The organism is Bifidobacterium scardovii JCM 12489 = DSM 13734 (assembly GCF_001042635.1).
Classification (GTDB): Bacteria; Actinomycetota; Actinomycetes; order Actinomycetales; family Bifidobacteriaceae; genus Bifidobacterium; species Bifidobacterium scardovii.
The window spans coordinates 1,519,814-1,545,529 of record NZ_AP012331.1 but is presented as its reverse complement, the minus strand read 5'-3'; the positions used below and the strand labels follow the sequence as shown (position 1 = coordinate 1,545,529).

Sequence of the window (25,716 nt, the reverse complement as noted above, 5' to 3'; positions counted from 1 at the left end):
CGTGGTCCGGGCATCAGCGCACCTCCCCTTCCTCGGTCCTCTCCTGCGCGGCGGGCGCTTCGCCGTCCACGCCGCCGTCGCGTTCTCCATCCCCGCCGTCCGGCGCGAGCCGGTCGAAGCCGTCCTCGTCGAAGTCGCCGCCGCCGCGGGTCTGCAGCTCGTGGATGCTGCGGTAGATCTCGTTGGAGGCCAGCAGCTCGGCGTGCGTGCCGACGCCGTTGATCCGGCCGCCGTCGAGCACGACGATCATGTCGGCATCCTCGACGCTCGAGAGGCGCTGCGCGATGATGATCTTCGTCACGCCGGGCATCCGGCTGGCGAACGCGCGCCTGATCCGCGCGTCGGTGCCCGTGTCGACGGCCGACGTGGAATCGTCGAGGATCAGCACCTTCGGGTTCTTGAGCAGCGCGCGGGCGATGCACAGCCGCTGCTTCTGGCCGCCGGAGAAGTTCTGCCCTCCCTGCTCGACGACCGACTCGTAGCCGTCCGGCAGCCGGTCGATGAACTCGTCGGCGCAGGCGATGCGGCACGCGCGACGGCAGTCCTCGACGGTGGCGCCGGGGTCGCCCCAGCGCAGATTGCTCAGGATCGTGCCGGAAAACAGCACGTTGTTCTGCAGCACGACGGCCACGTTGTCGCGCAGCGCGCCGCGGTCGTAGTCGCGCACGTCGACGCCGCCGACTTTAAGAGAGCCGTCGGTGACGTCGTACAGGCGCGGGATGAGGTTGACGAGCGTGGTCTTCGACGACCCGGTGCCGCCGATCACGCCGACCACCGCACCGGACGGGATCGTCAGGTCGATGTCGTCGAGCACGTTCTCCGGGCCGCGCGAACCCAGCCGCCGCGTCGCCTCGGCGCGACGCCTCGCGGCCGGATCGTGCTCGGACAGGACGACGGCAGGATAGGCGAAGTCGACATGGCTGAATTCGATCGAGCCGTCGGCCACCTCGGTGACCGGATGGGCGGCGACGGGCATGTCGTCGCGCTCGACCAGCACCTCGACGATGCGCCGCGCGCTCGCCGACGACATGGTGATCATCACGACGGTCATCGACAGCATGACCAGGCTCATGAGGATGTTCATGCAGTACATGAGCAGGCTGGTCAGATCGCCGGTGGTGAGCCGGTCCTGCACGATCAGGTGCGAGCCGACCCAGCTGATGAGCAGCAGGCACCCCCACACGGTGGTCTGGATGATCGGGTCGACGGCCGCGAGCACCAGCTCGGCCTTGAGGAAGATGTCGTAGATGCGCTTCGACGTGGCCTTGAACACGCTGGTCTGCATGTCCTCGCGGGCGAACGACTTGACCGTGCGTATCGCGGTCACGTTCTCCTCGACCGACTCGTTCATTGCGTCGTATTCGGGGAACGCGCGGCGGAAGTACCTTGCCGCGATCGACATGAGCACGCCGAGCACCACGCCCAGCACCACGACCGCGCCGAGATAGATCAGCGCCATCGTGCCGGAGACGACGAACGCCATGCACATGGCGATGATCAGGCTCGAGAACGCGCGCGGCACCATCCTCAGGATCATCATGTACGCGTTCTGGATGTTCATCACGTCGGTGGTGAGCCTGGTGACCAGGCTCGGCGTGGAGAACCGGTCGATGTTCGAGAACGAGAAGGTCTGGATGTTGTCGTACTGGTCCTGGCGCAGGTTCCTGGCGAGGCCGGCGGAGGCGCGCGAGCCGAACACCGATCCCATGCACCCGACGAACAGGCCGACGAGCGCCACGCACACCATGATGTCTGCGGTGCGCGCGATCACCCCCATATCGCCCTTTTCGACGCCTTGGTCGATCAGCACCGCCATCAGCAGCGGGATGATCATCTCGCACACCACCTCGGCGATCATCCACATCGGCGTCAGCAGCGAATCCCGCCGGTACCCGCCGACATGGCGCAGCAATTCCTTCACCGTGTTCACGTAAGCTCTCCTCTTGCGGCGCTTCCGGCGCGCCGCGACGCAAGGCCAAGATTAGCAGAACGGGTGCGCCAAGGGGGTGCCCCGCCCATGGCCGCGGGCGCCGCCGGTCCCGGCGGGCGGCCATGGCGGCGGATCGTACGCTCAGATCAGGTCGTAGGGCATCTTCCTCGCAACGATCCAGAACACGGCGAGCGCGAGCACGAGGGTGCCGGTCAGGGGCAGGTGTCCCCCGAACACGATCATCGCCAGCACGGCGAACCGGGCGGCGTAGAACACCGTGCGGCGCCATCCGGCGCGTGCCCTGGTCTCGCAGGTCATGCGCGTGTAGCTGCCGCCGAGCGTGCGCCCGCCGCGCCGCCACGGGATCGCCCATTCGAATACGGCGAGCGAGGCCAGCATGGTCAGGTCGCCGATCGTCCAGCCGCCGACGAGCTCCCATGTGTGCCAGACGTCGAGCGAGCCGTAGGCGATGGCCGTGTAGGCGACCGAGACCAGCATGGCGGCCGGGACGGCGGCGAGCGCGGTCAGCGCCATGTCGATCGCGAAGGCGACGCAGCGGCGGACGAATCCCGGGTTGGCGGTCGTGGCCGTGTCGGCCGCGCGCGGCGGGAACAGGCGGTCGACGAGCGTGGCCGCACCGAATCCGAGCGCGGCGCCCAGCGTATTCGCGAGCAGGTCGTCGACGTCGAAGAACCGGTAGGCGCACGGGTAGATGCCGAGAACCCCGGTCAGCTGCAGCGTCTCCACCGCCAGCGACGCGGCGAACGCGAACGGCAGCGCGGCGCGCATGCGCCAGCGGAACACGCGGCGGGTGATGTAGCCCAAGGGCAGGAAGAACACGATGTTCATCAGTATCTGCATGACCGCGTTCGCCCCGTCCGTGCGGATGTCGGCGATGAAGCGCAGCGGGTCGAGCTGCGGCGACAGGTGGTGGGTGGCGCAGTAGGCGGCCGGGTCGTCGGGCATCGGGTACAGCGTGAGGCACAGCAGGCCGATGAAGTACAGCACCGTGCCGTAGGCGGCCAGGGCCGCCGGCAGGGTCAGCCGGTTGTCGCGGTGGTAGAGCATGGCGAGCACCGGCACGGTCAGCGCGAACGACAGGACCGGCCACAGCGCGATCGCCAGCATGAACGGCTGGGAAAAGTGCGACAGATACGACAGATACGGCATGGTTGCGTCCCTTTCCCCGGTTCTCTCGGCGCGGCCGGAGCGCGGCGTTGGCGGGCTCCGGCCGGGTAATGCCGACTATACGGATCCGCGGCGGGCGCCGGTATCGGTCTGGGGAGCGAAACGGGCGGACGGGGGCGTCGTTCTCGGGGACGATCCGGACGGGCGCGGGCGGGCGCTGATACCCGCCCATAGATTTTGCGTATAACGGGACGGCCGCTTCGCCGTCCTCGCCGCGATACCCTGCTAACCAAGGCGATGAGGGCGCGGGTTCGTCCGCGCGCCCGTCGCAGGCAGATCACCAGACAGACCCAAGGAACCGAGAGAGGGAACCGAACATGGCCGACATCACCCCGGGCGCCAGCAGGCGCCGCAAGCAGCGCACCTCCATCATCATCGCCGCGATCGTCGCGGTGATCGTCGTCGTCGCGGGCGTATTCGTCGTGCGATCGCTGTCCGGCGGCGCGGGCGCGCCGACCGCGTCGGCGTCGACGAACACGGGCAAGGACGCCGCCCTGGCCGACGACCCGGCCGTCAAGAAGCTCAACGGCACCATCTCGTTCGGCACCGAGGGCACCTATTCGCCGTTCTCCTACCATGACCAGTCCACCGGCGAGCTGACCGGCTACGACATCGAGGTGGCGAAGGCCGTGGCCGCGAAGCTCGGCGTCAAGGCCAAGTTCGTGGAGACCCAGTACGACGGCATCTTCGCCGGCCTGGAGAGCAGCCACTACGACGGCATCGCCAACCAGGTGCAGATCACCCCGGAGCGCGAGCAGAAGTACGAGCTGACCAAGACCTACGCCGTGTCCTACCCGGTCGTCATCACGCGCGCCGACGAGACCGGCATCTCCGGCATCGACGACATCAAGGGGCGTTCGGCCGCCCAGACCGAGGGCTCCAACTGGCGCCAGATCGCCGAGGAGCACGGCGCCAAGGTGCAGACGGTGCCCGGGTTCTCCGAGTCCGTCGCGGCCATCGAGCAGAAGCGCGTGGACCTGACGGTCAACGACAAGCTCGCCGCCAAGGACTACCTCAAGACCACCGGCAACGCGAACATCAGGATCGCGGCCACCGACACCGCCACCAAGCTCGAGCAGGGCTTCGCGTTCCGCAAGGGCTCCGGGCTGGCCGAGCCGGTCAACAAGGCGATCGACGCGCTGCGCGCCGACGGCACGCTCGCCAAGCTCGGCGAGAAGTACTTCGGCGAGGACATCTCCAAGTAGGCCACCGCCGGCGCCCGTGCCGGCGCGCGGACCATATAACAGCCACACACCACCACAGCCATACAAAGGATGGGCTCATGCAGATATTCGACGTACCCCTGGCCATGCATTCCTGGTGGCCGCTGATCCAGAAGGGACTGCTGGTCTCGCTGCCGATGGCGGTCGTCTCGTTCGCGATCGGACTCGTGCTGGCGGTGTTCGTGGCGATGGCGAAGCTGTCGCGCAACCCGGTGGCCAAGGCGATCGGCACCGCATTCGTGTCGGTCATCCGCGGCACGCCCCTGCTCATCCAGCTGTACCTGCCGTTCTACGTGCTGCCGGCGCTGACCGGCATCACGATCCCGCCGGCCACCAGCGCCATCCTCGCCCTGTCGCTCAACGTGGCCGGATACGCGGGCGAGACGATCCGCGGCTCCATCAACGCCGTGCCGCAGGGCCAGTGGGAGGCGGCGCGCATCATCGGGCTGGACCGCATGCAGTCGCTGCGGCGCATCATCCTGCCGCAGGCGTTCCGCATCTCGGTAGCGCCCCTGTCGAACACCTTCATCGGCCTGGTCAAGGACACGTCGCTCACCTCGATCGTCATGGTCACGGAGATGCTGCGCGAGGCCCAGCGCATCGCCACGCCGACCTACGAGTTCACCACCGTGTACATCGTCGCCGCGATCATCTACTGGATCATCTGCACGCCGTTGTCGTTCGCGCAGAAGCGGCTCGAGGAGCGGCTGGACCGCACGTACGCGAAGGCCTCGTGACGGCCGGGCACGGATTACGGACAAGATCGGAGCAACACATCATCATGAACGACACACTGCTGGACGCGCACGGCGTGCGCAAGCAATTCGGCGACAACCACGTGCTCAGGGACGTGGACCTGCAGGTGAGCGCGGGCACGGTCACCGTGCTCATCGGTCCTTCGGGATCGGGCAAGACGACGTTCCTGCGGGCGGTCGCCGGCCTGGAGATCCCCGACGGGGGCGTGATCCGCGTCGGGGACGTGACCGTGGACTACGGGCGGCGGCCCGACGACCGGCTGCTGCGCCGGCTCACCGCGAAATCGGGGTTCGTGTTCCAGCAGCACAACCTCTTTCCGCACATGACCGCTTTGGAGAACGTGACCGAGGGGCCGGTGACCGCGAAGGGGCGCAGCCCCGAGGACGCCGACGCCGAGGGCATCAGGCTGCTCAAGGACATGGGGCTCGAAGGCCGTGAGAACGCCTACCCGTACGAGCTGTCCGGCGGCCAGCAGCAGCGCGTCGGCATCGCCAGGGCGCTCGCCCTGCATCCCCAGCTGCTGCTGTTCGACGAGCCGACGAGCGCCTTGGACCCGGAGGTCGTCGGCGACGTGCTCGGCGTGATGCGCAACCTCGCCGACGCGGGGTGGACGATGCTCGTAGTGACCCACGAGATGTCGTTCGCCCGGCAGGTGGCCGACCGCGTGGTGTTCCTCGACGGCGGCGTGATCGTCGAGCAGGGTGCGCCCGGCGACGTGCTCGAGCACCCGCGCCACGAGCGCACGCGCGCGTTCCTCAGCCGCGTGCTCAACCCGCTCAACGCCAACTAGCGGTCTGTGCCGTCAATTCTTTGACCATGTCTGGCTCCCCTCTCTGAGGGGAACTGGCCGCGAAGCGGTCTGAGGGGAGCCAAACATAAAACCGACACGCCAACCCCTCGACCACCCTCAGTCTCGCTTCGCGAGCCAGCTCCCGCCGGCGGGAGCATGCCGATCCCTCCTGCCACGCATCACCTCCCGCCAGTGCATGCGGCAAGCAAGAAAGGAGCTCCGATGAGCGCCAACGACCTGCTGACCTGGGCCGACCCGTACTATCCGGACGGGCGGCTGCCCGGCTCCGTGCGCGAGGCCATCACCCGCCATCTGGACGGCGGGCTCGCGGCGCACTACACCGACGCGCTTGGCCTACCCTCGCTGCGCGAGGCGATCGCGGCGCGCTTCCCGGCGAGCGCGACCGTCGCGCCGCACGCCAATCAGGTGATCGTGACCGCCGGATCGGCCACCGGACTGTATTTCGCGATGTCGGTGCTCTTCGGGCGCGGCGACGAGATCATCGTCACCGATCCAGGCTTCCCCGACTATCTCTCCGACTGCGCCGGGCTCGGCCTGACGCCGGTCCCCCTCACGCTGCGCGCCGGCGACGGATGGCAGATCGACGAGGACGCGCTGGAGGCGCTGGTCACGGAACGCACGCGCGGCCTGGTGCTGGCGAACCCGCTCAACCCGACGACCACGGTGCTGACCCGCGGCTCGGCCGAGGCGATCGGCAGGGTCGCCGCGCGCCACGGGCTGCTCGTGGTCAACGACGAGGCGTTCGCCGACCATATCCTCGTCGACCGCCCCTATGTCAGCCTGCGTTCGGTTCCCGGCCTGGCCGACCGGACGCTGACCGTGCGCTCCTTCTCCAAAGGGTACGGACTAAGCGGGCTGCGCGTCGGCGCGCTGATCGGCACGGAGCCGGTCATGGGCCGGCTGCGCCCGCTGGCGGAGGACCGGCTCGGGGCCACCGCGTCCCTGTGCCAGCTCGCCGCCGAGGCCGCCCTGGACGACGACAGCCTGCTCGGGCCGATCACGGAGGACTTCCGCGCCCGAGCCGCGCTGGTCGGGCGTATCCTCGGCGGCGTGCCGGGCGTGCGCGTGTCGCCGATCGAAAGCGGGTTCCTGTCATGGCTGGACGTGTCCGCGCTGGGCGGCGGGGATGCGGTGACCCGCCGGCTGGCCGAACGGGGCATCGCCGTCCAGCCGGGATCGCATTACGGGAAGACCGGCGCCGGGTACATCCGCGTCAGCCAGGGCGCGTACCGCGACCGCGACCGGCTCGAACAGGTGTTCGAGCGCATGGCGGGCGCGCTGCGGGCCACGTGACCGGCGAGGGACCGGCAGGCCCGCGCGAGGGGGTATAAGCGCGCTGCTTGTAAGCGCGATGATGTATAAATTGAAGCTATGACACTGCTGCAGCTCAAGTACATCGTCAAAATCGTCGAATGCGGGTCCATGAACGAGGCCTCGCACGAACTGTACGTATCCCAACCCGCGCTGAGCTCCTCGGTCAAGGAGCTGGAGAACGAGCTGGGCATCGAGATCTTCACGCGCTCGTCGCAGGGCATCGCCCTGACCGTGGACGGCGCGGAGTTCCTCACCTACGCGCGCCAGGTGCTCGACCAAGCGGCGCTGCTCGAGGAGCGCTACAAGAACGCGAAGCCGCGCAAGCAGCTGTGCTCGGTGTCCACGCAGCACTACATGTTCGCGGTCGAGGCCTTCGTCGAGATGATCAACGGCACCCGGTCCGACGAGTACGAGTTCTCGATCCGCGAGACCCGCACCAAGGACATCATCAACCAGGTGGCGAACATGCAGTCGGAGATCGGCATCCTCTACCTGTCCGACTTCAACAAGGACGTGCTCGGCAAGATGCTGCGCGAGAAGCACCTCGAGTTCCACCCGCTGTTCCGCGCCCCGTTGCACGTGTTCATCTCGCGCGACAACCCGCTGGCCGGCAAGAAGGTCGTCACCATGGACGACCTCAAGCCGTACCCGTTCCTGCAGTACGAGCAGGGCGAGGAGGGCTCGTTCTACTTCTACGAGGAGGCGGTCTGGCCCGACTACTCCCCCAAGCAGATCAACGTGACCGACCGCGCCACGATCCTCAACTTCATCATCGGCCTCAACGGCTACACGGTGTGCACCGGCATCGACAACGGCGACCTCAACAACGAGAAGATCGTCACCGTGCCGCTCGACACCGACGAGACGATGCTGGTCGGCTGGATCACCAACGAGCGCGCCAAGCTCTCCAAGGCCGCCGAAACCTATCTCGACAGGCTCAAGTCCGTGGTCGCCGACCACGGCTACAAGCTCATCGACTGACGGCGCGCCGAGCCGACAGGCAGCAGAGGAACCGGCCCCGTACCGCACCGCCGCGGTACGGGGCCGGTCGCGTCAGGGAACGGATCACGGCAGGATCGCGAGCGCCAAGGCGTCGTCGGCGATCAGGTCTGATGGGTGCCGAGGAACGATGGAACACTGCGGAGCGTGCTCGGCGCAAATGCTTGGAAACGATGCTGCCGATTCTTGAACGCGAATATGGAGTCGGCGCTTTCGTCCTTGAGAGACGGGACGTTTCGCAGGATCTCAAGGATATCCGATTTGTGGACGCTTTGCGCAGTCGGAAGTATATCTCCGCGATCCGCGTCGAATTTATGGCGTGGAGAGACTGATGCCCGTCTATGGCTGCCGGATCAGCTTCTCGGAGCCTACGGCGACATGCAGGCGGGCAGTCATGACTATGAGAGTTTTCTGGGCAGCGTACGAACCATCCTTATTCAACGTGAATAATATCCGAGAAACGGCTATGCTGAAAGGATAGCCGCCCCGTTGGGGAAATGGAAGTGAGAGCCGGACGCCCTGAGTATCTTAGGGGCCGGCTCTTGCGTTATCCGAGAACCGAGTCTGGCGTATGGGAATCGTCTCCGTAATCAGCGTATGAACGATATTCTTCTCCCCGTTCACTGGTGCGAGGGGATCACCGACGTGGCGGCGGTGGCGGCCAGGCCCTTGACGACGGCGAGGATCACGTCGCGGTCCTCGGCGTCGATGCCGCGCGCGGCGCCGACCATGATCGCGCCCTGCCAACGCGCCGCGATGTCGCCGAGGTACCGGGTCGCTGCCTCCTGCGAGGCGACGGGGCGGCGGAACGCCATCGCGAAGTCCTCCTTCCAGCCGACAACCGAGCTGTCGGTGCCGCGATAGGCGACGTAGAGTGCGCCGTCGCCCAGGTCGAAGGTGCAGGCGGAGAACTGCTTGGTGGTTTCCGGGTCGAACTCGTCCACGTATTCGCCGACGCGCAGCTTCCGCCAGCGCGGGCTTTCGCACATGGCGCGCAGCAGATCGACGTTCATCGGCGGCGACCACACCTTGCCGAACATGTCGTCGTAGCATTCCGCGCGCAGCATGTCGCGGAGGGGAACCATCGCGCCGGCATGATCGTGCGCCCGAAGCCCCGTCATGTGATAATGGAAGCATGCGGGCGTGCCCGCGCGCATCCGACAAAGGAGTCATGATGAACGGTGTTCCTTCCGACGACGGCCCAGGCGCCGATGTCCAGCGGCACGGGTGGCATGCGGGCAAGTTCCGCGTCATCGCGGCGGTCATCGCGGCCGCCGTCGTGCTCCTGATCGCGGGCGGGATCGCATGGGCGGCGATCCGCAACGGCCCGGGGCGGCCGGACCGGCAGGCGGACGACGCGGCGTATGCGCTGCCGGATCCCGCAACCGGCGTCACGGCCAAGTCGGTCGCCGATCGCATGCGAGCCCTCGGCATCGGGCATTCCACGGCGCTTCGCTACTCCGGCCGCGCGCGGGGCACGCTGATCGGCTACGAGGGGGCCTCGGCCGGGGACCGCATCCCGGCGAACACGGCGAACGGGAGCAAGACCGTCACGCTCATCGTGTCGCGCGGCCCGGGCGTGCCGGACGGCATCGTGGGAACGGCGGCCACGGATACGGCCGCCGACCTGCAGGGCATGGGCGTGCCGATCCGGTACGTGCGCATGCCGGTATCGGACACCGCGCGGCACCCCGCCGGAACGATCGTCGCCGCCGATCCCCTGCCCGACAGCGCGGCCAACGCGACCGACGGCATCACCATAGGCGTGGCCGTTCCCGGCGGCGACGGCACGCTCGGCGCGGACATCATCGGGGAGAGACCGGATGGAGTCCGGTCCATGCTCGAAGCGCGCGGATACGCGGTCGAGATGCGACCGCGGTTCTCCTCCGCGGGTCTCGTCGGCGCCGTCGTCGGCAGCGTTCCCGCACCCGGCTCGGCGCTGCTGCCCGGGCAGACGGTGACGCTGTACCGCGGCGTCGACGCGACCGGAACGAAGGACGCGCTGACGGAAACCAACGCCGACACCGGGCTGCGCGCGGTGCGCATGGGCGCGACCTCCGGCATCGCCACGGCCGCGATCGCCGGCACCTACTGCAAGGCCGTGGCGGACGACGCGTACGCGAGCGCCCCCGCCGCCCCAGCGGCATGCCTGACCCTCGACGACCAGCGGATCACCTATGGGGACGGCACGGACGGCGGGCATTATCTGCGACTCAACGGCCGGGAGCCCGATCAGCCGGCCGACCGGCTCGGCTGGACGAATTTCGCGCACGACATCTCGGGGGCGCTGCTCGAACCCGCCCCCGGATCGGCCGACGGCCATTTCGCGATGGAGCATCATCTACTCGCCACCGACTGGGGCATGGCGGAACTGTATGCAGGCATGGATTTTGCGAACTGCGGCGATACCGTGTTCAACGGCACCGTCGGGCAGTACTGCGTGGACGGCAGCTTCGGCACCGGGTTCCAGGCCGGCGGCGGCATCGCCGTGCCCGACGGGTACGCGGGGCCGACCGGCCTGACATACCGGATGAAGGATTTCCTCGTGTATTTCCCGGCCGGCGCCGACGTGCGGGCGCTCGAGGCCAGCGGCTACTTCGCCGAGGACGCGCTCGCCGAGGCGGTCAAACGGCGGGACGCCGACGCGTCGCGCCCGTTCGTGCTCCTGCGCGACCGTGGCCTGTACCGGGACGACGAGACCGGCGCCGCGATCGCCGACTACGCGAACGCCGTCAATCCCTTCGTGCCAACCAGCAGTTTCCGCGACGGCTACCGCAACGCCATGATCGGCATGAAGCCGGCGCCCAGCAGCGAGACCGCCTACTACCTGGTCGAGAACCCCTACGATTGGAACGCTTTGGAAAACTACTGATAATGCCAAACCCAAGCTCTTGTGTACTTTGATCCTCGTCCGTCCCCGTGGCGGCGATCATTGCGACGTCAGATACGCAATCATGTGAAAGAAGCGCCTCCAATGCCACATGCGATCCATGCCCTCACAATGTTGGCTGAATGGGGTAAGGCATGGGAACAAGTTCTCCGCTGGCATCATAGAACTCACGCAGGTTCATGGTGCGCACGTCCATCGCATCAGCCACGTCGGGAATCTTGGGTTCCTTCTTCAAAGGGTTATTGGTCATAGGATGCACGGCACGCTCGTTGGTTACGACGATCGCGTTCTCGACCATTGCGGCAGCAATCAGCCAAGGATCGGCTTTGGTCTCCGGTTCCCACTGACGGTACGAGGCTTCTCGATAGAGCCCGCAAGTGACCAGATAATTCTGAATCCGCACATATGCAGCGCCGATCTTGTCGGTCTTGTGCGAAAGCTGTTTATCCTCAAACAGATTGAATGCCCATTCGGCCAGCTCGTCACGGTTGCCGTTGCTATCCTTTTGCGTGATTTCCTTGAATACAGTATCCAGTATCTGTATTTTACTGTTGCGTGTCATTCGTTCCAGCCATCGCCAAAACGGGTGGAACTCCTTGTAGCCGAATGGATGATGAAGACGGCAAGAGTCAATGAAAACATTCGAGTCCAGTAGGAACAGGTTGCTCATCGGTCCAAGCCTTTCGCCTTAAGCAAGCCGGCATAGGCATGCACGGACTTGATACCCAGCAAGGACAAACCATCGAAATAGGGCAGACTACCTCGGTCAATACCGTCTCGGATCATGCGCACGAACCTCGTGTCCAAATGGGATGCGTTCGTCAGATTCTGATTGCCTCCAGAACCGGTGATCTCCGCATTTGTCACATACTGTTCGCTCAGAGCACGGATCAGATGTACGTCTTCGTCACTGGCCAAGCCAAGCCTATGAGCGTGAATCGTCAATGCCAAAGCACTCAGACCATACCTGCTCGCGCAACCGTCCGCAATGTCCTGCACGCGAGCGCCATTCGCAACCATCTTTTTCCAGTACGTGCGGAATTCCTTTTCATCGTCCACAACCGTCAGGATGACCGCTTGATTAATGTTGCGTTCAACTCTATTACCTCCGTCTGCAGAGAAGTCGTTGTATACCTCATTGGATCCAAGAAGCACATGACCGACCTCATGCAGCAGAGAAAACAACATCGCCGCATAGGAATCGTTACGGTTGACAAAAATCAACGGAGCCACATCATCCAGCAGCACGAACGCACGAAACTCACGTACATCCAAACGGCGCGCGCTAGACATACCCGCCCGGGAATCGACCATCACCATCAGGCCAGTGTCAGAAGCCTTGCCGCGCAGGAAGCGGAACCGTTCGGCATTGCTCTTATGCCGGTACCAACCAGCGTCCAAAGACAATCCCTCACGAATACACGAAGCCAATTCACTCGCGGTTGCGTGAGATGGCACACTACCAACCAGTAGGTTCTCCCCGAATCCCTGCGCAAGCATCTCATCACGCGCCCAATCCTGACGGTTGCGCATAACTGCGATCGTATCCCGAAGATTCCGGCTCGCCCCGACTCCGTGATTATCGATCGTACGATACCGGACCAACTCGTCTTCACAAGATTCAGGAACCACGGAACGCACCAACGCGCCAAACGGCATCTGCAATGCGGAACCAATCGCGGACAGTTTGGTAAAGGACAGACTCAATGGGCCATCCGCGTTCAGCCATTGCGGAAGCTCAGCCAGCCCATCCTTATGCGCCACGGCCGCAGGATCAGCTCCGCTTTGACTGACGGCCCATCGAAGCGTGGCCGGATATACGGTAATGGATGCCATCGCCACACTCCTCTCTGATATCGCAGTCGAAAGGCCCGCCGCATGTCAGAACAGCAAACCGCAGCCCCGGGTGGGCATTAATGTTTTTCATGATATCCGATTGATGTGATTTCAACACGAGCAATAGCAAAGACACTATTCGCTTCGCCGCATGCGCATCCGGCCGGTAGCCGCCGGCCTCGTGTATGATATGAAGCGTTCATGTACATCGCGGCGGCCCGATATGCCAGGGGCGCCGAAACGAAAAGGCCTGATTCTTTTGATTATTCGATAAGCGGCACCGGCGGACGGCTTCATCGGCGAAGCATGCCCGTACCGGTTCGCTTGTCGCGTGTCATGGACATCGGTTCATGCCGCCGCGCATGCCGTTCGCTCGCTGGTGCCATATGCAATCCATCCGTATCCGCCGGGCCGCCGGCGTTCCGGTTCGCCAGCCGGGCGACGCCCACGGCGCGGCATAAGCCATTGGAGCACCATGTCACCGAATTCCGTACTCACCCTTTCCCATATCACCTTCACCTATCCCGAGGCGCCGGAGCCATTGCTCGCCGACGTGTCGGTCACCTTCGCGCGCGGCTGGACCGCCGTGCTGGGCGACAACGGCATCGGCAAGACCACGCTGGTCCGCATCGCCATCGGGCGGCTGCACGCCGATTCGGGCACCATCTCCCCCGCGCCGGACGGCCTGGTCGCCGGCTACTGCCCGCAGGACACGGACGAGAATCCGGAGAACCTGAACGATTTCGCGAACGACTGGTCGCCGGAGACGCTGGCGATCCGCCGCGATCTCGGCATCGGCGACGACTGGCCGTGGCGGGCCGGCACCCTGTCGGGAGGCGAAGCCAAACGGCTGCAGATCGCGTGCGCGATGGCGCTTCGCCCGGATGTGCTCGTACTGGACGAGCCGACGAACCATGTGGACCGGCCGACCCGCGAACATATCATCGCCGCGCTGCGATCGTTCCCCGGCATCGGCATCCTCGTCTCGCATGACGTGGCGCTGATCGACGCGGTGGCCGGCAGCTGCGCGTTCTTCGAACGCGACCATGTGCGCGGCCGCAACGTGACCGTGGTGCGCACCCGGCCCGGCAACTATTCCGCCGCTTCGGCCAGCGCCGCCTCCGACCGGCGGTCCGCGGACGACGCGCTGCGCAACGCCCGGCGCGAGTCCGCGCGCGTCACGGCGGTCAAAATGCAGCGCAAGCATGACGCGACGCTGCAGGTGTCCTCGTCGAGGAACCACCGTTTCGTCGATCCGAAGGACCACGATGCGCGCGGCCTGATCAAGAACAACCACAATCCGGGCAGCCTCGGTCCGGCCAGCGCGCGCATCGACACGCAGGTCGCCGCGGCGCGGGAGAAGGCCGAGGGCATCGTCACCGCGGCGAAACGCTACGACGGCGATCTCTGGACGGATGCCGAGTCAAGCAGCCGGCGCGAGCTGGCGCGGCTGGAGGCCGGCTTCGTCCCCTACGGAGACGGCAAGGACAGAATCAGCGGGAACGGGAGCGCCGGCGGGCAGGGCGTCATGATCCCGATGCTGACGGTCGGCCCGCACGACCATATCGGCGTCAGCGGGCCGAACGGCACCGGCAAGACCACGCTGGTCGACGCGCTGCTGGACGCCGTAACGGCCGAGGAACGGCGCACCGGCGTCACGTTGCCGCGGCTGGTGATCGCGCAGAACACCACGGCGGACGACGCGCGGCGGGCCATGGACCGGCTGGCAGCGCTGCCGGCGGCGGAGCGCGGCGCCGTGCTGTCGGCCGTCGCGCAGCTGAACGCCGATCCGGACCGGCTGCTCGCCGGGGCCAGCCCCTCCCCCGGCGAACTGCGCAAGCTGCTGCTGTGCCTGGGACTGCGGCGGCATCCGCACCTGATCGTCATGGACGAGCCGACCAACCATCTGGATCTGCATTCGATCCAGGCGCTGGGCCGCGCGCTGGCGCAATACCCCGGCGCGCTGCTGCTCGTGTCGCACGACGAGGGCTTCCTCGACCGCACCGCAACGATCCGCTGGACGCTGCGGCCGGGCGACGGATCCGCCCCCGCCCGGCTGATGATCGGCACCTCGGACCGGTGACCGGTCCGGGCTGCGGCTCCCCTCACAGAGGGAGCCAGATTCAGGCGCGAAAACTACGCCCCGTACCGGGCGAGGTACGCGTCGGCCGCGGCCTTGATCCCGGGCGTCACGTACGGCTCGCCGGAGGCGGTGGCGATGTGCTGGCCGGCCTCGAAGATCTCGCGCACGTTGGCGATGGCGAACACCGGGAAGCCGAATTCGGCCTCGACCGCCTTGACCGCGGACAGGTCCGAGTCACGCGTCTTCTCCATGCGGTCCACGGACAGCACCAGGCCGGCGACCTCGACGTCGGCCTCGGCCCCGAGCTTGGGGATGACCTCGCGCACGGCGGTGCCCGCGGTCATCACGTCGTCGACGAGCAGCACCTTCATGCCGTCCTTCAGCTGGGTGCCGACCATCATGCCGCCGTCGCCGTGGTCCTTCTTCTCCTTGCGGTCGAAGGTGTAGCCGGTCTCCATGCCGTGCGCCGAGGTCAGCGCGATGGCGGTGGACACGGCCAGCGGGATGCCCTTGTAGGCCGGGCCGAACACGGTGTCGATGCCGGCCGGCAGGTTGCCGGCCGCGATCTCCTCCGCGATCTTCTCCGCGTAGAACGCGCCGAGCGTGGCGATCTTGCGGCCGTCGTTGAACGCGCCGGCGTTGATGAAGTACGGGGACTTGCGCCCCGACTTCAGGGTGAAGTCGCCGAACTTGAGCGCCTGCGAGGCGAGCAGGAATTCGGTGAAGCGGTGATCGAGCGATGCGGTGGTCATGATGTCTCCTTGTGATGGGTGAGGCGGTGGGCAATCCGTGGTATGTGAAGGCCCCTCGCGGGGAGGGGCCGGCGACAACGCCAATCAGCGCCAGGTGTCGCCGGCGGCGAGCTTGGCCGCAAGTTCCGGGCGCGAGTCGAGCAGGTCGTCGAGCTCGCGGGCCACGCGCAGCGGCGCGGTCGGGTCGTAGAGCGCCGCCGCGCCGACCTCCACGGCGTTCGCGCCGGCGTAGAGGAATTCCAGGGCCTTTTCGCCCGAGTCGATGCCGCCGATGCCGATGATCGGAATGTACGGCAGGGCCTGGCGCACGCGCCACACGCATCCCAGCGCGACCGGGAACACGGCCGGCCCGGACACGCCGCCGGTGCGGTTCGAGATGATCGGCTCGCCGGTGCGGATGTCGATGCGCATGCCGACCAGCGTGTTGATCAGGCTCAGCGCGTCCGCGCCCGATTCGACCGCGGCCCGCGCGATGCCGGCGATGTCGGTGACGTTCGGCGACAGCTTGACGATCATCGGTTTGGAGGTGAGCTTGCGCAGGTGGCCGATCAGACGGCTCAGCGCCACCGGATCGGTGCCGACGCTCATGCCGCCGTGCGACACGTTCGGGCAGCTCACGTTGATCTCCAGCATGTCCGCCGGGGAATCGGCGAGCTTGGCGACGACCTGCGCGTAGTCGTCGTCGCTGTGGCCGGCCACATTGGTGACGACGGTGGCGCCGAGCTCCTTGAGCTTGGGCAGCTCGTCGACCAGGTAGTGGTCGACGCCGGGATTCTGCAGACCGACCGCGTTGACCATGCCAGCCGGCGATTCGGCGGTGCGCGGGCCGGGGTTGCCCTCCCACGGCACCGGGGAGACGCCCTTGGTGCTGATCGCGCCCAGTTGGCTCACATCGTAGAACCAGCGGCATGCGGCCAGCTGGAACGTGCCGGAGGCCGTGCCGACCGGATTCTTCCATTCGACGCCGGCGACGACCGTGCGGTGCTTCCACTCGTGCGGCTCATACACGTTGAACTGATTGCCCTCGCTCATCGTCACGCCTCCCAACCAAGCTGCTGCGCGGTGAACACCGGGCCGTCGGAGCACACCTTCTTGCGGCCGTCCGCCGTATCGACCACGCACACCACGCAGGTGCCGTAGCCGCATCCCATGCGCTGTTCCATGCTCAGCTGGCACTCCAGCCCGCGCTTCGTGGCCCAGCCGGCCACGGCCTTCATCATCGGCAGGGGACCGCAGGAGAGGACCACCGGCGCGAAGCCGTCCGCGGCGAGCGCGCCGTCGGCCTCCATGCGGTCGAGCAGCGTGATTACGTTGCCCTCCGACTCGTCGATGCTCAGGGTACGGTCGGCGTATCGGGAGACGAACCGGTCGGCGAAATGCTCGTTGCGGTACCCGAACACGGCGGTGGTGCGCGCCGACTCGTTCGTGGCGAGGCACTGGGCGGCGTAGATCAGCGGGGGCACGCCCAGCCCGCCGCCGACCAGCAGATAGTCGGCCGGCTGCTTGACGGAGAACGGGCGGCCGAGCGGGCCGAGCACGTCGATCCGCTCGCCCTCGGCCATCCCGGCGAATTCGGCGGTGCCCTCGCCGACCACGGCGAAGATGACGCTGACCAGGTCGCCGTCCACCTCGCTCACGCCGAAGGGGCGCGGCAGCAGCTTCATCGGATCGTGGCTGAACAGGTTCACGAACTGGGCCGGCTTCGCGTGCTTGGCGACGTAGGCGTCGCGGAAGGTCATGCGGTATACGCCGTCGGCGAGTTTCGTGACTTCGGTGACATCGACCGTGTGCCGGCCGGGGAAGAAGCCGGCGGCAGTCGCCTGCGCGACTACGTCGGAGGTGGGGGTGAAGGTCGCTGTGGTCATTACTCTCCTCTTACACATGAACAATCAGCACCGTATTCAAGATTACGCCATCCCCGGCGGATCGAGGCCCATTCGTCCCGCGAGTCGCCGCGAACGGCCCCGCCGTCCCCCGTTATCGGGAGCGGCGGGGCCGTGCCATGGCTGCCGTCAGCGGTACACGCTGACGCGCAGGTCGTCGCGCATGTCGGCCGCCGCGTCGCGGGCGGCGGAGGCGACCAGGTCCAGCGCCTGATCGGCGCTCATGGACTCGTTCCAGGCGCCGGTCTTCTTCCACGCGCCGATGATGCCGCGCGACGAATTGACGATGGCGCCGGAACCGTCCTTGTCGAACATGCCGGCCACGCCGGCGGCCGTGCCGCCCTGGGCGCCGTAGCCGGGGACTAGGAAGAAGGTGTGCGGCATGCGTTCGCGCAGCGCGGCGCCCTCCTCGGGGTGCGTGGCGCCAACCACCGCGCCGACGCGCGAGTAGCCCCGTTCGCCGCGCGTGGGCTCCCCCCATCCCTCGACCAGGTCGGCCACATGCTCGTACAGCTTGCCGCCGCCGGCCAGGTCGAGCTCCTGCAGCTCCTTGCTGGAGGGATTCGAGGTGCGCACAAGCACGAAGACGTCTTTGTCGTGCGCGGCGGCCGCGTCCACGAACGGCGTGATGCCGTCGGTGCCTAGGTACGGGTTGACGGTGACCGCGTCCTCGTGCCACGGATCGTAGGCCGTCTCCCCCGCGCCTACGCCGCTCAGGTGGCCGGCGTAGGCGGCGGCGGTCGAACCGATGTCGCCGCGTTTGATGTCGCCCAGCACGTAGAGCCCCTGCTGCTGCGCGTATTCGCAGGTCATCGTGTACACGTCGATGCCGGCCGGACCGAGCGCCTCGTACATGGCGATCTGCGGCTTGACGGCGGGCACGATGTCGGCCACCGCGTCGATGATCGCCCGGTTGAATTCGAAGTAGGCGACGGCCAGCTGCGCGGCCGGCAGCTCGTTCTCGTCCTCGACCGAGTCGCGCACCTCGTCGGCGAACGAGGCCACGACCTGCGGCGGCACGAGCGCCTCGGTCGGGTCGAGTCCGACGACGCTCGGGTTCTGGGCGTTTTCGATCGCTTCGATCAGACGATCCATGCGTGTTTTCCTTTCCTGCGAATCCTGGGAACAGACAAGTCCACTAGCGTATGCGGCTGAACACCAGCTTGGAGCCGATGATCGTGGCCAGCGGCCGGCCGGTCACCCGCCAGCCGCCGAACGGCGTGTTGCGCGCCTTGGAGTGGAACCGCTCGGGGTCGACGGTCCAGTCGGCGCGGGTGTCGAGCACCACCAGGTCCACGCCGTCGGGGTGCTCCACCGCGCCCAGGTCCAACACGCGCCGCAGCGCGCACTTGGACGAGGTGTTGAGCAGCGCGGCCACGTCCGTCGGGCGGTGCCCCATCAGGCGCGAGGGCGCGACCGACATGAGCTCGATGAGCCGGCGGTCGGTGATGTAACCGCCGTCGACCAGCACCTTGTGGCATACGGCGTACGCGCATTCCAGGCCGATGATGCCGTTGGGCGCCTCGAGGAAGCCGAGCTTCTTCTCCTCGAGCGTGTGCGGGGCGTGGTCGGTGGCCAGCAGGTCCACGGTGCCGTCGGCGATCGCGGCGATCGTGGCCTGGCGGTCGGCGGCCGAACGCAGCGGCGGGTTCATCTTCGCGAGCGTGCCGTAGCGCAGCAGGTCCTCGTCGCACAGGGCGAGGTAATGCGGCGCGGTCTCGCAGGTGACGGGCAGCCCCTCCGCCTTGGCCTGGCGGATCGCGTCGAAGCTGATCGCCGTGCTGACGTGCTGGAAGTGCACGTGCACGCCCGTGTCGCGGGCCTTGGCGATGTCGCGGGCGACGATCCTCAGCTCGGTGTCCTCGGGTATTCCGGGCACGCCGAGCTCGCGGGCCACCGGGCCGTCGTTCACCGCGCCCGTGTCGTGGTGCTCGCAGTGCTCGATCAGATACAGGCCGGAGTCCTTGACGTTGCGCAGCACGTCGTCGAGGATGCCTTCGGTGACGGCCGATCCGTCGTCGCTGACCGCGGTCACCGGGTGCGCGAGCTGGTATTCGTCCTTGCCCGTGTCTCCGTGGTTCGGCAGGTAGCGCAGCCACTTGGACGGGTCGCTCGCCTCGGCCCCGGCGCGCCCCTTGGAGGCGCACACGCACAGGTCGTAGCGCACGGGCAGCGCCGTGCCGTGGGCGCGCTCGTAGTGCTGCAGGTAGTCGATCACCGTGCCGTAGCCGGCGCCGAGCACCTCGTCGGCGCCCGGCTGGCCGGCCTCGACCGCCTCGCCGTCCATCGCGGGGACGGTGTTCGGCATGATCAGCACGTTCGTGTAGCCGCCCGACGCGGAGGCGCGGCAGCCGGAGAGCATCGACTCCTTGTAGGTCTGGCCGGGATCGCGGAAGTGCACGTGCGGATCCTCGAATCCGGGCGCGATGGTCAGCCCGGTGGCGTCGAATTCGCCGTCGGTGACCGCGCCGTCCTCGGTGAACAGGCGCGCCGCGTCGGCGTCGGGGATCACCAGGTCGATGGTCTCGCCGGTATCCCATACCGTGATGTTGCGCAGGGTCAGCATGCGTGGCTCCTTATGCTCGGATTCGTATGATGCTCGGCCGCCGGCCGACGGCGGCGATGCGGGCCGGGCTCCGGCGGCCCCTTGGCGGGGTGCGCCGGAGCCCGGCCGATGGGACTTTAGAACTTGGCTTCCTCGTCGCAGTAGTCGCAGCGGTATTCCTGGCGCTGCGAATGCGCCAGATGGAACATCTGGTCGATGCCGCGCTCGGTGGTGGTCACGCAGCGCGGGTTCACGCACTTGATGATGTTGACCACATGCTCGGGCAGCGTCGGCTTCTTCTTCTCGACGATCCTGCCGCCGCGGACGATGCCGACCGTCGCCTGCCGGGCCACGAGGCCGAGCACGTCGAGGTTGACGTCCTCCTCGTTCTCGATCTTGATGATGTCCTTCGTGCCGTACAGGTGGCTGCTCGCGTTCATGATAAGCGCCAGGCGCGTCTTGGACGGGTCGATTTTGAGGTATTCGAGCACCTTGAGCGCGGTGCCGGCCGGCACATGGTCGATGATGATGCCGTTTTGAATGCTGGTGACTTCCATCAGGCCTGCATCTCCTTGGGGTTGAGCGGTTCGTATCCGGGCAGTTCGTCGCCCACAACCGAGCTTTCCAGCGCCATGCGCATGAGCATGCCGTTCTTCACCTGCTCGAAGTAGGCGGCGCGCGGGTCGTCGTCGACCTCGACGGCGATCTCGTTGACGCGCGGCAGCGGGTGCAGCACGGCCATGGTCGGCTTCGCGTGGCTGAGCTTGTCCTCGTCGAGGATGTACGTATCGCGCAGGCGCAGATAGTCGTCCTCGTTGAAGAAGCGCTCCTGCTGCACTCGGGTCATGTACAGCACGTCGAGGTCGCCGATCACCGACACCAGGTCGCGGCATTCGGTGTAGGAGCAGGTCTCGGTGGCGTTGATGCGGTCGAGCACGTACTGCGGGGTCTTGAGCTCGTCGGGGCTGATGAGCACGAAACGCACATTGCCGAAACGGCACAGCGTCTCGATGAGCGAGTGCACGGTGCGCCCGAAGGTCAGGTCGCCGCACAGGCCGACGGTCAGGTCGGTGACGCGGCCGAAGCGCGACTGCAGCGTGGCGAGGTCGGCGAGCGTCTGCGTGGGGTGCATGTGGCCGCCGTCGCCGGCGTTGATGACCGGCACCGACGCGGCGCGTGACGCCACCAGCGCGGCACCCTCCTTCGGGTGGCGCATCGCGACCACGTCGACGTAGTTCGACACGGTCTTGAGCGTGTCGGCGATGGATTCGCCCTTGGAGGCGGAGCTCAGCTGCGCGCCGGCGAAGCCGATCACCTTGCCGCCCAGACGCAGCATGGCCGTCTCGAAGCTCAGGCGCGTGCGCGTGCTCGGCTCATAAAAAAGCGTGGCCAGCACCCTGCCGTCGCAGGTGTGCGCCACGTCTTTGCGATGAGAATCGATGTACTGCGCCTTGTGCAGCAGCTCTCGAATCTGGGGGATGGAAAGATCATCCAGTGTGATAACGCTTTTACCGACCATCGGCGTCTCCACCGGGGCATGTTCAGAAGACACGGCTCACCTTTCATGCGTGAAGCGGACAAGGTGGCCACTGATGTGACCTATCCGACTATAGACCGTTTTGCGGTTTCGCGCGACACCCGCGCGTCACCGTGCGTTCACCCGCCTGTGCGGCCCGCCGATGCGCGGCAATCGCGAGTTGTCGGTGCGCGGTCTCCGGGCATACGGCTTTTGGAACGTTACAACCGCGTATTTCCCCCATGGAAAAGCGTTTTCTCTACTCACCCGCGCACCGACAACTCGCGGTTGGGACTCAATTCCGTCTCGAAGACGGCCCCGGTTGCCCCTCAGGGCCCCTTGGGGAGAGGGCCGGGACCGTTCGGTCCTCTCCCCGAGGTCGTTCAGCGCCCGTAGAACAGGCGTTCGGCCACGTCGCGGGCCTTGCGCATGGCGCCGAGCAGGTCGTTCTCGAAGTGCTGCCCGCGGTGCGCGTCATAGCCGAGGTAGACGGCGATGCCGCCGAGCGAATAGATGTCGTCGGGCAGGATGTCGGCCTGGGACACGCGCCCGTTCCACAGGTAGTTGCCGTTGCGGGCCGCCGTGCACATGCGCCACGCCTTGCGCAGCACGATCGCGTCGGCCGCGTCGATGCACTTCATCCGCTCCAGCTCGTCCAGCGTCTCCAGCGTGGAGTTGAGCCGCAGCGCGGCGTGGTCGCCGGCATGGCGCAGCTGCAGCAGCTGCACGGTCCACTCCACGTCGGACAGGCCGCCCTTGCCGAGTTTGAGGTGCCGCTCGCGCCGCACGCCGCGCGGCAGGCGCTCGGCCTCCATGCGCGCCTTGAGTTTGCGGATCTCCCCCAGCTGCGCTTCGGTCAGGTCCTGCGCCGGGTAGCGCAGCGGGTCGGCGATGTCGCGCAGGAAGTCGTCGGCGAGCGCCCGACTGCCGGCCGCGTACCGCGCGCGCAGCAGCGCCTGGTGCTCCCATGTGCTCGCCCATGACGCGTAGTATTCGCGGCACGAGTCGTAGGAGCGCACCAGCGGGCCGTTCTTGCCTTCGGGCCGCAGGTCCAGGTCGAGTTCGATCTTCGGTTCGAGCGTGGTCGGCCCCTGCAGGATCTGGCGCAGCGACTCCACAGTCTTGCGGGCGAAGCGGTTGCAGGCCTCGCCGTCGTCCGCGTCCGAGGACCCGTCGCCGCCGACCGGCTGGTAGACGAGGATCACGTCCGCGTCCGAGCTGAAGTTGACCTCGCGGCCGCCGTAGCGGCCCATCGCGATCACCGCGATGTCGACGGGCGCCCGGTCCGCGCCGGTCTGCGCGCATTGGTCGGCGATCGCCCAGCGCAGCGACGCGTCGATGACCGCGTCGTACACGTCGGTCATGCCGCGCAGCGAATCGGCGTCGTTCATCACGCCGCTCATCCAGGCCAGGCCGATGCGCTCGATCTCGTGCCGGCGCATCGCGCGCATCGACGTCGCGAAATCGTTGATGTTGCCGGCGTTGCGGCTCAGCGAGGAGGCGCATTGCACGTCGAGGCTCTCGCGGGATCTGGCGCGCAGCTGGCCGTCGTTGCCGAGCCAGGTCACCGATTCGACGGATTTGCCCAGCGCGTCGCCGAGGAAGCGCGAATTCGACAGGATGTGACACAGACGCTGCGCCGCGGAGGTCGAGTCGCGCAGGAAACCGAGGTATTCGCTGTCCGTGCCGAAGTGCTCCTCGAGCCGGCGCCAGCCCAGCAGCCCCATGTCGGGGTTCTGCCCCTGGCCGAGCCATTGGAGCACGGCCGGCAGCAGGATGCGGTTGATCTTCGAGGCGCGCGAGATGCCGGCGGTCAGCGCGTGCACGTGCCGGATCGCGGCCTGCGGGTCCTCGAACCCGATGGATTCGAAGCGCTCCTGCGCGGCCTGCTGGCTCAGTTCGATGCCGTCACCGTCGGCGGAGGCCGTGATCGGCAGCATCGGCCGGTAATAGATGTCCATGTGCAGGCGGCGCACCTCGCGGCGCGTCTCGTCGTACTTGTTGACGAGCGCTTCGGGGTGCATGCCGAACGCGCGCGCGAGCCGGCGCAGTTCGGGGTTCTGGTTGAGCAGCTCGACGTCGACGGCGCGTTTGCGGTCGAGGCCGCCGAGGTTCGCGTCGCCGCCCAGATCGGGGAACAGGTGGGTGCGCTTGAGCGCCCACATCTGCTGGCGGTGTTCGAGCACGCGTTCGAAGCGGTAGTCCCATGCGAGTCTGGCCGCCTGGCTGCGCGAGACGTACCCGCCGTCGGACAGGCGCTGCAGGGATTCGAGCGTGGCCCTGGTGCGCAGCGCCTCGTCGGTGCGCCCGTGGACGAGCTGGAGCATCTGCACGGTGAATTCCACGTCGCGCAGGCCTCCCCTGCCGAGCTTGATCTCCCGGTCCTTGAGGGGCGCGGCGATGAGGTCCTCGACGCGCCGGCGCATCTTCTGGCAGTCATAGACGAAGTTGTCGCGTTTCGAGGCGCTCCAGACGAGCGGCCGGGTCATGGCCATGTACGCGGCGCCGAGGTCCTCGTCGCCGGCGACCGGGCGCGCCTTGAGCAGCGCCTGGAACTCCCAGTTCTCCGCCCACTGCTCGTAGTAGCCGCGGTGGGAGTCGAGCGTGCGCACGAGCGGGCCGTCCTTGCCTTCGGGGCGCAGCCCGCCGTCGATCTGCCACAGGGCCGGTTCGGCGACGCCCATGATCACGGACTGGCAGACGCGCTGCAGGAGCGTGCCCATCTTCGTGCCGACGCGCGTCAGCCGCTGCCCGTCGATATCGCCGTCGGCCGGTTCGACCACGTAGATGAGGTCCACGTCGGAGACGTAGTTGAGCTCGCGGGCGCCGAGCTTGCCCATGCCGATGATCGAGAAGCGCACGTGCTCGCTGCCCTCGGTCTCGTTGCGGGCGATGGCCAGCGCGCCCTCGAGCGCCGCGTCGGCCAGGTCGGAGAGCTCCTCGCTGATGCGCGGCTGCAACGCGACCGGGTCGTCGGCCATGGTGTCCTGCGCGATGATCGCCGCCAGCTGCTTACGGTAGGTGCGCCGCAGCGCGGTGGTGGCCTCGGCCAGGGGCTTGGTCGCCGTCGGCGCGCGGTGGTCGGCCGGGTCGGCGCCGACCGCGCCGAGCACGTGCGCCCTGCGCTGGTCGTGGTTGAACAGGTGCGAGTCGCAGCCGTCGATGGCCGCCGCCTCGACCAGGTCGATGCGGAAGCGCATGAACTTGCCCATCGCGTCGGACACGCCGAGCACCGCGACCAGTTGGGCGAACGCGCGGTCGTCGGGCAGCACCTCGCCGAGCGAGCGCCCCTGGCTGATCAGCGCGTTGATGATGTCGACCAGGTTGCTCAGCGCCACGTCCGGGTCGCATGCCTTCTGCAGCGCGGCCAGCAGGGCCCTCAGCCGGTCCTCGTCCATCCCGTCGGCGGCCAGCCTGGCGAACTGCGTGCGGGCGCCGTCCAGATCCTGCAGCCCCGCATGGATCAGGTCGCGTGCGCCTACGTTGAATTCTCGCGTGGTTTCCATATCTTCCAATGTACATGCCATCCGCGCCGCGAACCACGCATCGCGGCATATACGCGGCATATATGCGACACCATGCGGCCGCGATGCCGAACCACGGGCGACGTTGCGGGGATAGCGTCGAAGGCCCCGCTACCGGGCCGGCGTCCCGTCCCCGTCGCCGCCACTGCCCTCACCGGCGCCATCGCCGTCCCCGTCGCCGGCGTTCCACCCGGCCACCGCGTTGTACCCGGTGTACCCGACCACGACGATCAGGCAGAGAGCGAGGATGGCCGTCGGCCAGGTCAGGAGCGTGCCGTCGCCGTACGACTGCACCACGGTCTGCACGAGCCAGGCCAGGCAGGCGAGGCAGGTGAGGGCGTACAGCCGGGCCCTCGTGCGCGTGTTGAATTCCATATTCATGCGTTTCCCCCCAGTATCGGGATAAAGGATATCGGTAGCATGCGGCCCCGGGCGCGCTTCGCGGGAAGCGCCCGGGGCCGCACGA

Annotated in this window: 20 protein-coding genes and 1 pseudogene; 7 read left to right on the top strand and 14 right to left on the bottom strand. The window is 67.1% G+C overall.

The window, feature by feature from the left end; all coding sequences use genetic code 11:
* Nucleotides 1–13 precede the first annotated feature (13 nt).
* Both BBSC_RS06355 and BBSC_RS06350 read right to left on the bottom strand, forming a co-directional pair.
* The gene (locus tag BBSC_RS06355) at nucleotides 14–1,930 is read right to left on the bottom strand and encodes an ABC transporter ATP-binding protein (protein WP_197074460.1); all 1,917 of its coding nucleotides are present in this window, start codon (nucleotides 1,928–1,930) and stop codon (nucleotides 14–16) included.
* 141 nt (nucleotides 1,931–2,071) lie between these two features.
* The gene (locus tag BBSC_RS06350) at nucleotides 2,072–3,091 is read right to left on the bottom strand and encodes a VanZ family protein (protein ID WP_033519039.1); all 1,020 of its coding nucleotides are present in this window, start codon (nucleotides 3,089–3,091) and stop codon (nucleotides 2,072–2,074) included.
* A gap of 344 nt (nucleotides 3,092–3,435) precedes the next feature.
* Here BBSC_RS06350 and BBSC_RS06345 point away from each other — a divergent pair, with 344 nt between their 5' ends.
* The 5 genes from BBSC_RS06345 (at nucleotide 3,436) to BBSC_RS06325 (ending at nucleotide 8,203) form a co-directional block, all read left to right on the top strand.
* Entirely contained in the window at nucleotides 3,436–4,323 is an 888-nt protein-coding gene (locus BBSC_RS06345) for a transporter substrate-binding domain-containing protein (RefSeq protein ID WP_051923240.1), read from the top strand.
* Between the two features lie 77 nt (nucleotides 4,324–4,400).
* Entirely contained in the window at nucleotides 4,401–5,078 is a 678-nt protein-coding gene (locus BBSC_RS06340; RefSeq protein ID WP_033519024.1) for an amino acid ABC transporter permease, read from the top strand.
* A 44-nt stretch (nucleotides 5,079–5,122) separates the two neighbouring features.
* Nucleotides 5,123–5,887 carry an amino acid ABC transporter ATP-binding protein gene (locus BBSC_RS06335; RefSeq protein ID WP_033519023.1) on the top strand — a complete coding sequence of 255 codons (765 nt, stop codon included), beginning with the start codon at nucleotides 5,123–5,125 and terminating at the stop codon, nucleotides 5,885–5,887.
* Between the two features lie 222 nt (nucleotides 5,888–6,109).
* Nucleotides 6,110–7,201: a pyridoxal phosphate-dependent aminotransferase gene (locus BBSC_RS06330; RefSeq protein WP_051923239.1), complete on the top strand. Its 1,092-nt coding sequence runs from the start codon at nucleotides 6,110–6,112 to the stop codon at nucleotides 7,199–7,201.
* Between the two features lie 78 nt (nucleotides 7,202–7,279).
* A complete protein-coding gene (locus BBSC_RS06325) occupies nucleotides 7,280–8,203 on the top strand; it encodes a LysR family transcriptional regulator (protein WP_033519022.1) in 924 nt (307 codons plus the stop codon).
* Nucleotides 8,204–8,943: 740 nt separating this feature from the next.
* Here the strand turns inward: BBSC_RS06325 and BBSC_RS06315 are convergent.
* Nucleotides 8,944–9,309, bottom strand: a pseudogene (locus tag BBSC_RS06315) (Mbeg1-like protein); the annotation flags it as partial.
* An 83-nt stretch (nucleotides 9,310–9,392) separates the two neighbouring features.
* On the opposite strand from BBSC_RS06315, the gene BBSC_RS06310 reads away from it, so the two are divergent.
* Nucleotides 9,393–11,093: a PASTA domain-containing protein gene (locus BBSC_RS06310; protein WP_161787655.1), complete on the top strand. Its 1,701-nt coding sequence runs from the start codon at nucleotides 9,393–9,395 to the stop codon at nucleotides 11,091–11,093.
* A gap of 124 nt (nucleotides 11,094–11,217) precedes the next feature.
* On the opposite strand, the gene BBSC_RS06305 is transcribed toward BBSC_RS06310, so the two are convergent.
* A complete protein-coding gene (locus BBSC_RS06305; protein WP_081893018.1) occupies nucleotides 11,218–11,781 on the bottom strand; it encodes a DUF4411 family protein in 564 nt (187 codons plus the stop codon).
* Nucleotides 11,778–12,947, bottom strand: coding sequence for an ImmA/IrrE family metallo-endopeptidase (locus tag BBSC_RS06300; protein ID WP_033519019.1), 1,170 nt, complete (start codon nucleotides 12,945–12,947; stop codon nucleotides 11,778–11,780). The genes BBSC_RS06305 and BBSC_RS06300 overlap by 4 nt, the downstream gene beginning before the upstream one ends.
* Nucleotides 12,948–13,422: 475 nt before the next feature.
* Between BBSC_RS06300 and BBSC_RS06295 the strand changes: the two genes are divergently transcribed.
* On the top strand, nucleotides 13,423–15,030 hold the full coding sequence (locus tag BBSC_RS06295; protein ID WP_033519018.1) for an ATP-binding cassette domain-containing protein: 1,608 nt from the start codon (nucleotides 13,423–13,425) through the stop codon (nucleotides 15,028–15,030).
* Nucleotides 15,031–15,083: 53 nt separating this feature from the next.
* Here the strand turns inward: BBSC_RS06295 and pyrE are convergent, their stop codons facing one another.
* The 9 genes from pyrE to BBSC_RS06250 all read right to left on the bottom strand — a co-directional run bounded on the left by pyrE (nucleotide 15,084) and on the right by BBSC_RS06250 (nucleotide 25,631).
* On the bottom strand, nucleotides 15,084–15,782 hold the full coding sequence (gene pyrE, locus BBSC_RS06290) for an orotate phosphoribosyltransferase (protein ID WP_033519017.1): 699 nt from the start codon (nucleotides 15,780–15,782) through the stop codon (nucleotides 15,084–15,086).
* 84 nt (nucleotides 15,783–15,866) lie between these two features.
* Nucleotides 15,867–16,814: a dihydroorotate dehydrogenase gene (locus tag BBSC_RS06285; RefSeq protein WP_049183188.1), complete on the bottom strand. Its 948-nt coding sequence runs from the start codon at nucleotides 16,812–16,814 to the stop codon at nucleotides 15,867–15,869.
* Between the two features lie 2 nt (nucleotides 16,815–16,816).
* Nucleotides 16,817–17,647, bottom strand: coding sequence for a dihydroorotate dehydrogenase electron transfer subunit (locus tag BBSC_RS06280; RefSeq protein WP_033519015.1), 831 nt, complete (start codon nucleotides 17,645–17,647; stop codon nucleotides 16,817–16,819).
* Between the two features lie 147 nt (nucleotides 17,648–17,794).
* A complete protein-coding gene (pyrF, locus tag BBSC_RS06275; protein WP_033519014.1) occupies nucleotides 17,795–18,760 on the bottom strand; it encodes an orotidine-5'-phosphate decarboxylase in 966 nt (321 codons plus the stop codon).
* Nucleotides 18,761–18,803: 43 nt separating this feature from the next.
* Entirely contained in the window at nucleotides 18,804–20,231 is a 1,428-nt protein-coding gene (locus tag BBSC_RS06270) for a dihydroorotase (protein ID WP_033519013.1), read from the bottom strand.
* Nucleotides 20,232–20,347: 116 nt separating this feature from the next.
* The gene (locus BBSC_RS06265) at nucleotides 20,348–20,767 is read right to left on the bottom strand and encodes an aspartate carbamoyltransferase regulatory subunit (protein ID WP_033519012.1); all 420 of its coding nucleotides are present in this window, start codon (nucleotides 20,765–20,767) and stop codon (nucleotides 20,348–20,350) included.
* The gene (gene pyrB / locus BBSC_RS06260; protein ID WP_033519011.1) at nucleotides 20,767–21,729 is read right to left on the bottom strand and encodes an aspartate carbamoyltransferase; all 963 of its coding nucleotides are present in this window, start codon (nucleotides 21,727–21,729) and stop codon (nucleotides 20,767–20,769) included. Before pyrB ends, BBSC_RS06265 begins: the two co-directional genes overlap by 1 nt.
* A 380-nt stretch (nucleotides 21,730–22,109) precedes the next feature.
* Complete coding sequence (locus BBSC_RS06255) at nucleotides 22,110–25,232, bottom strand: bifunctional [glutamine synthetase] adenylyltransferase/[glutamine synthetase]-adenylyl-L-tyrosine phosphorylase (protein ID WP_033519010.1); 3,123 nt, start codon at nucleotides 25,230–25,232, stop codon at nucleotides 22,110–22,112.
* 129 nt (nucleotides 25,233–25,361) lie between these two features.
* A complete protein-coding gene (locus BBSC_RS06250; protein WP_375713308.1) occupies nucleotides 25,362–25,631 on the bottom strand; it encodes a hypothetical protein in 270 nt (89 codons plus the stop codon).
* Nucleotides 25,632–25,716: the final 85 nt, after the last annotated feature.

Excerpts from the sequence above, each read along its gene's own strand:
- BBSC_RS06345 (WP_051923240.1), top strand. The coding sequence starts at position 3,436 with ATGGCCGACATCACCCCGGGCGCCAGCAGGCGCCGCAAGCAGCGCACC.
- BBSC_RS06340 (WP_033519024.1), top strand. The coding sequence starts at position 4,401 with ATGCAGATATTCGACGTACCCCTGGCCATGCATTCCTGGTGGCCGCTG.
- BBSC_RS06335 (WP_033519023.1), top strand. The coding sequence starts at position 5,123 with ATGAACGACACACTGCTGGACGCGCACGGCGTGCGCAAGCAATTCGGC.
- BBSC_RS06330 (WP_051923239.1), top strand. The coding sequence starts at position 6,110 with ATGAGCGCCAACGACCTGCTGACCTGGGCCGACCCGTACTATCCGGAC.
- BBSC_RS06325 (WP_033519022.1), top strand. The coding sequence starts at position 7,280 with ATGACACTGCTGCAGCTCAAGTACATCGTCAAAATCGTCGAATGCGGG.
- BBSC_RS06310 (WP_161787655.1), top strand. The coding sequence starts at position 9,393 with ATGATGAACGGTGTTCCTTCCGACGACGGCCCAGGCGCCGATGTCCAG.
- BBSC_RS06305 (WP_081893018.1), bottom strand. The coding sequence starts at position 11,781 with ATGAGCAACCTGTTCCTACTGGACTCGAATGTTTTCATTGACTCTTGC.
- BBSC_RS06300 (WP_033519019.1), bottom strand. The coding sequence starts at position 12,947 with ATGGCATCCATTACCGTATATCCGGCCACGCTTCGATGGGCCGTCAGT.
- BBSC_RS06295 (WP_033519018.1), top strand. The coding sequence starts at position 13,423 with ATGTCACCGAATTCCGTACTCACCCTTTCCCATATCACCTTCACCTAT.
- pyrE (WP_033519017.1), bottom strand. The coding sequence starts at position 15,782 with ATGACCACCGCATCGCTCGATCACCGCTTCACCGAATTCCTGCTCGCC.
- BBSC_RS06285 (WP_049183188.1), bottom strand. The coding sequence starts at position 16,814 with ATGAGCGAGGGCAATCAGTTCAACGTGTATGAGCCGCACGAGTGGAAG.
- BBSC_RS06280 (WP_033519015.1), bottom strand. The coding sequence starts at position 17,647 with ATGACCACAGCGACCTTCACCCCCACCTCCGACGTAGTCGCGCAGGCG.
- pyrF (WP_033519014.1), bottom strand. The coding sequence starts at position 18,760 with ATGGATCGTCTGATCGAAGCGATCGAAAACGCCCAGAACCCGAGCGTC.
- BBSC_RS06270 (WP_033519013.1), bottom strand. The coding sequence starts at position 20,231 with ATGCTGACCCTGCGCAACATCACGGTATGGGATACCGGCGAGACCATC.
- BBSC_RS06265 (WP_033519012.1), bottom strand. The coding sequence starts at position 20,767 with ATGGAAGTCACCAGCATTCAAAACGGCATCATCATCGACCATGTGCCG.
- pyrB (WP_033519011.1), bottom strand. The coding sequence starts at position 21,729 with ATGGTCGGTAAAAGCGTTATCACACTGGATGATCTTTCCATCCCCCAG.
- BBSC_RS06255 (WP_033519010.1), bottom strand. The coding sequence starts at position 25,232 with ATGGAAACCACGCGAGAATTCAACGTAGGCGCACGCGACCTGATCCAT.
- BBSC_RS06250 (WP_375713308.1), bottom strand. The coding sequence starts at position 25,631 with ATGAATATGGAATTCAACACGCGCACGAGGGCCCGGCTGTACGCCCTC.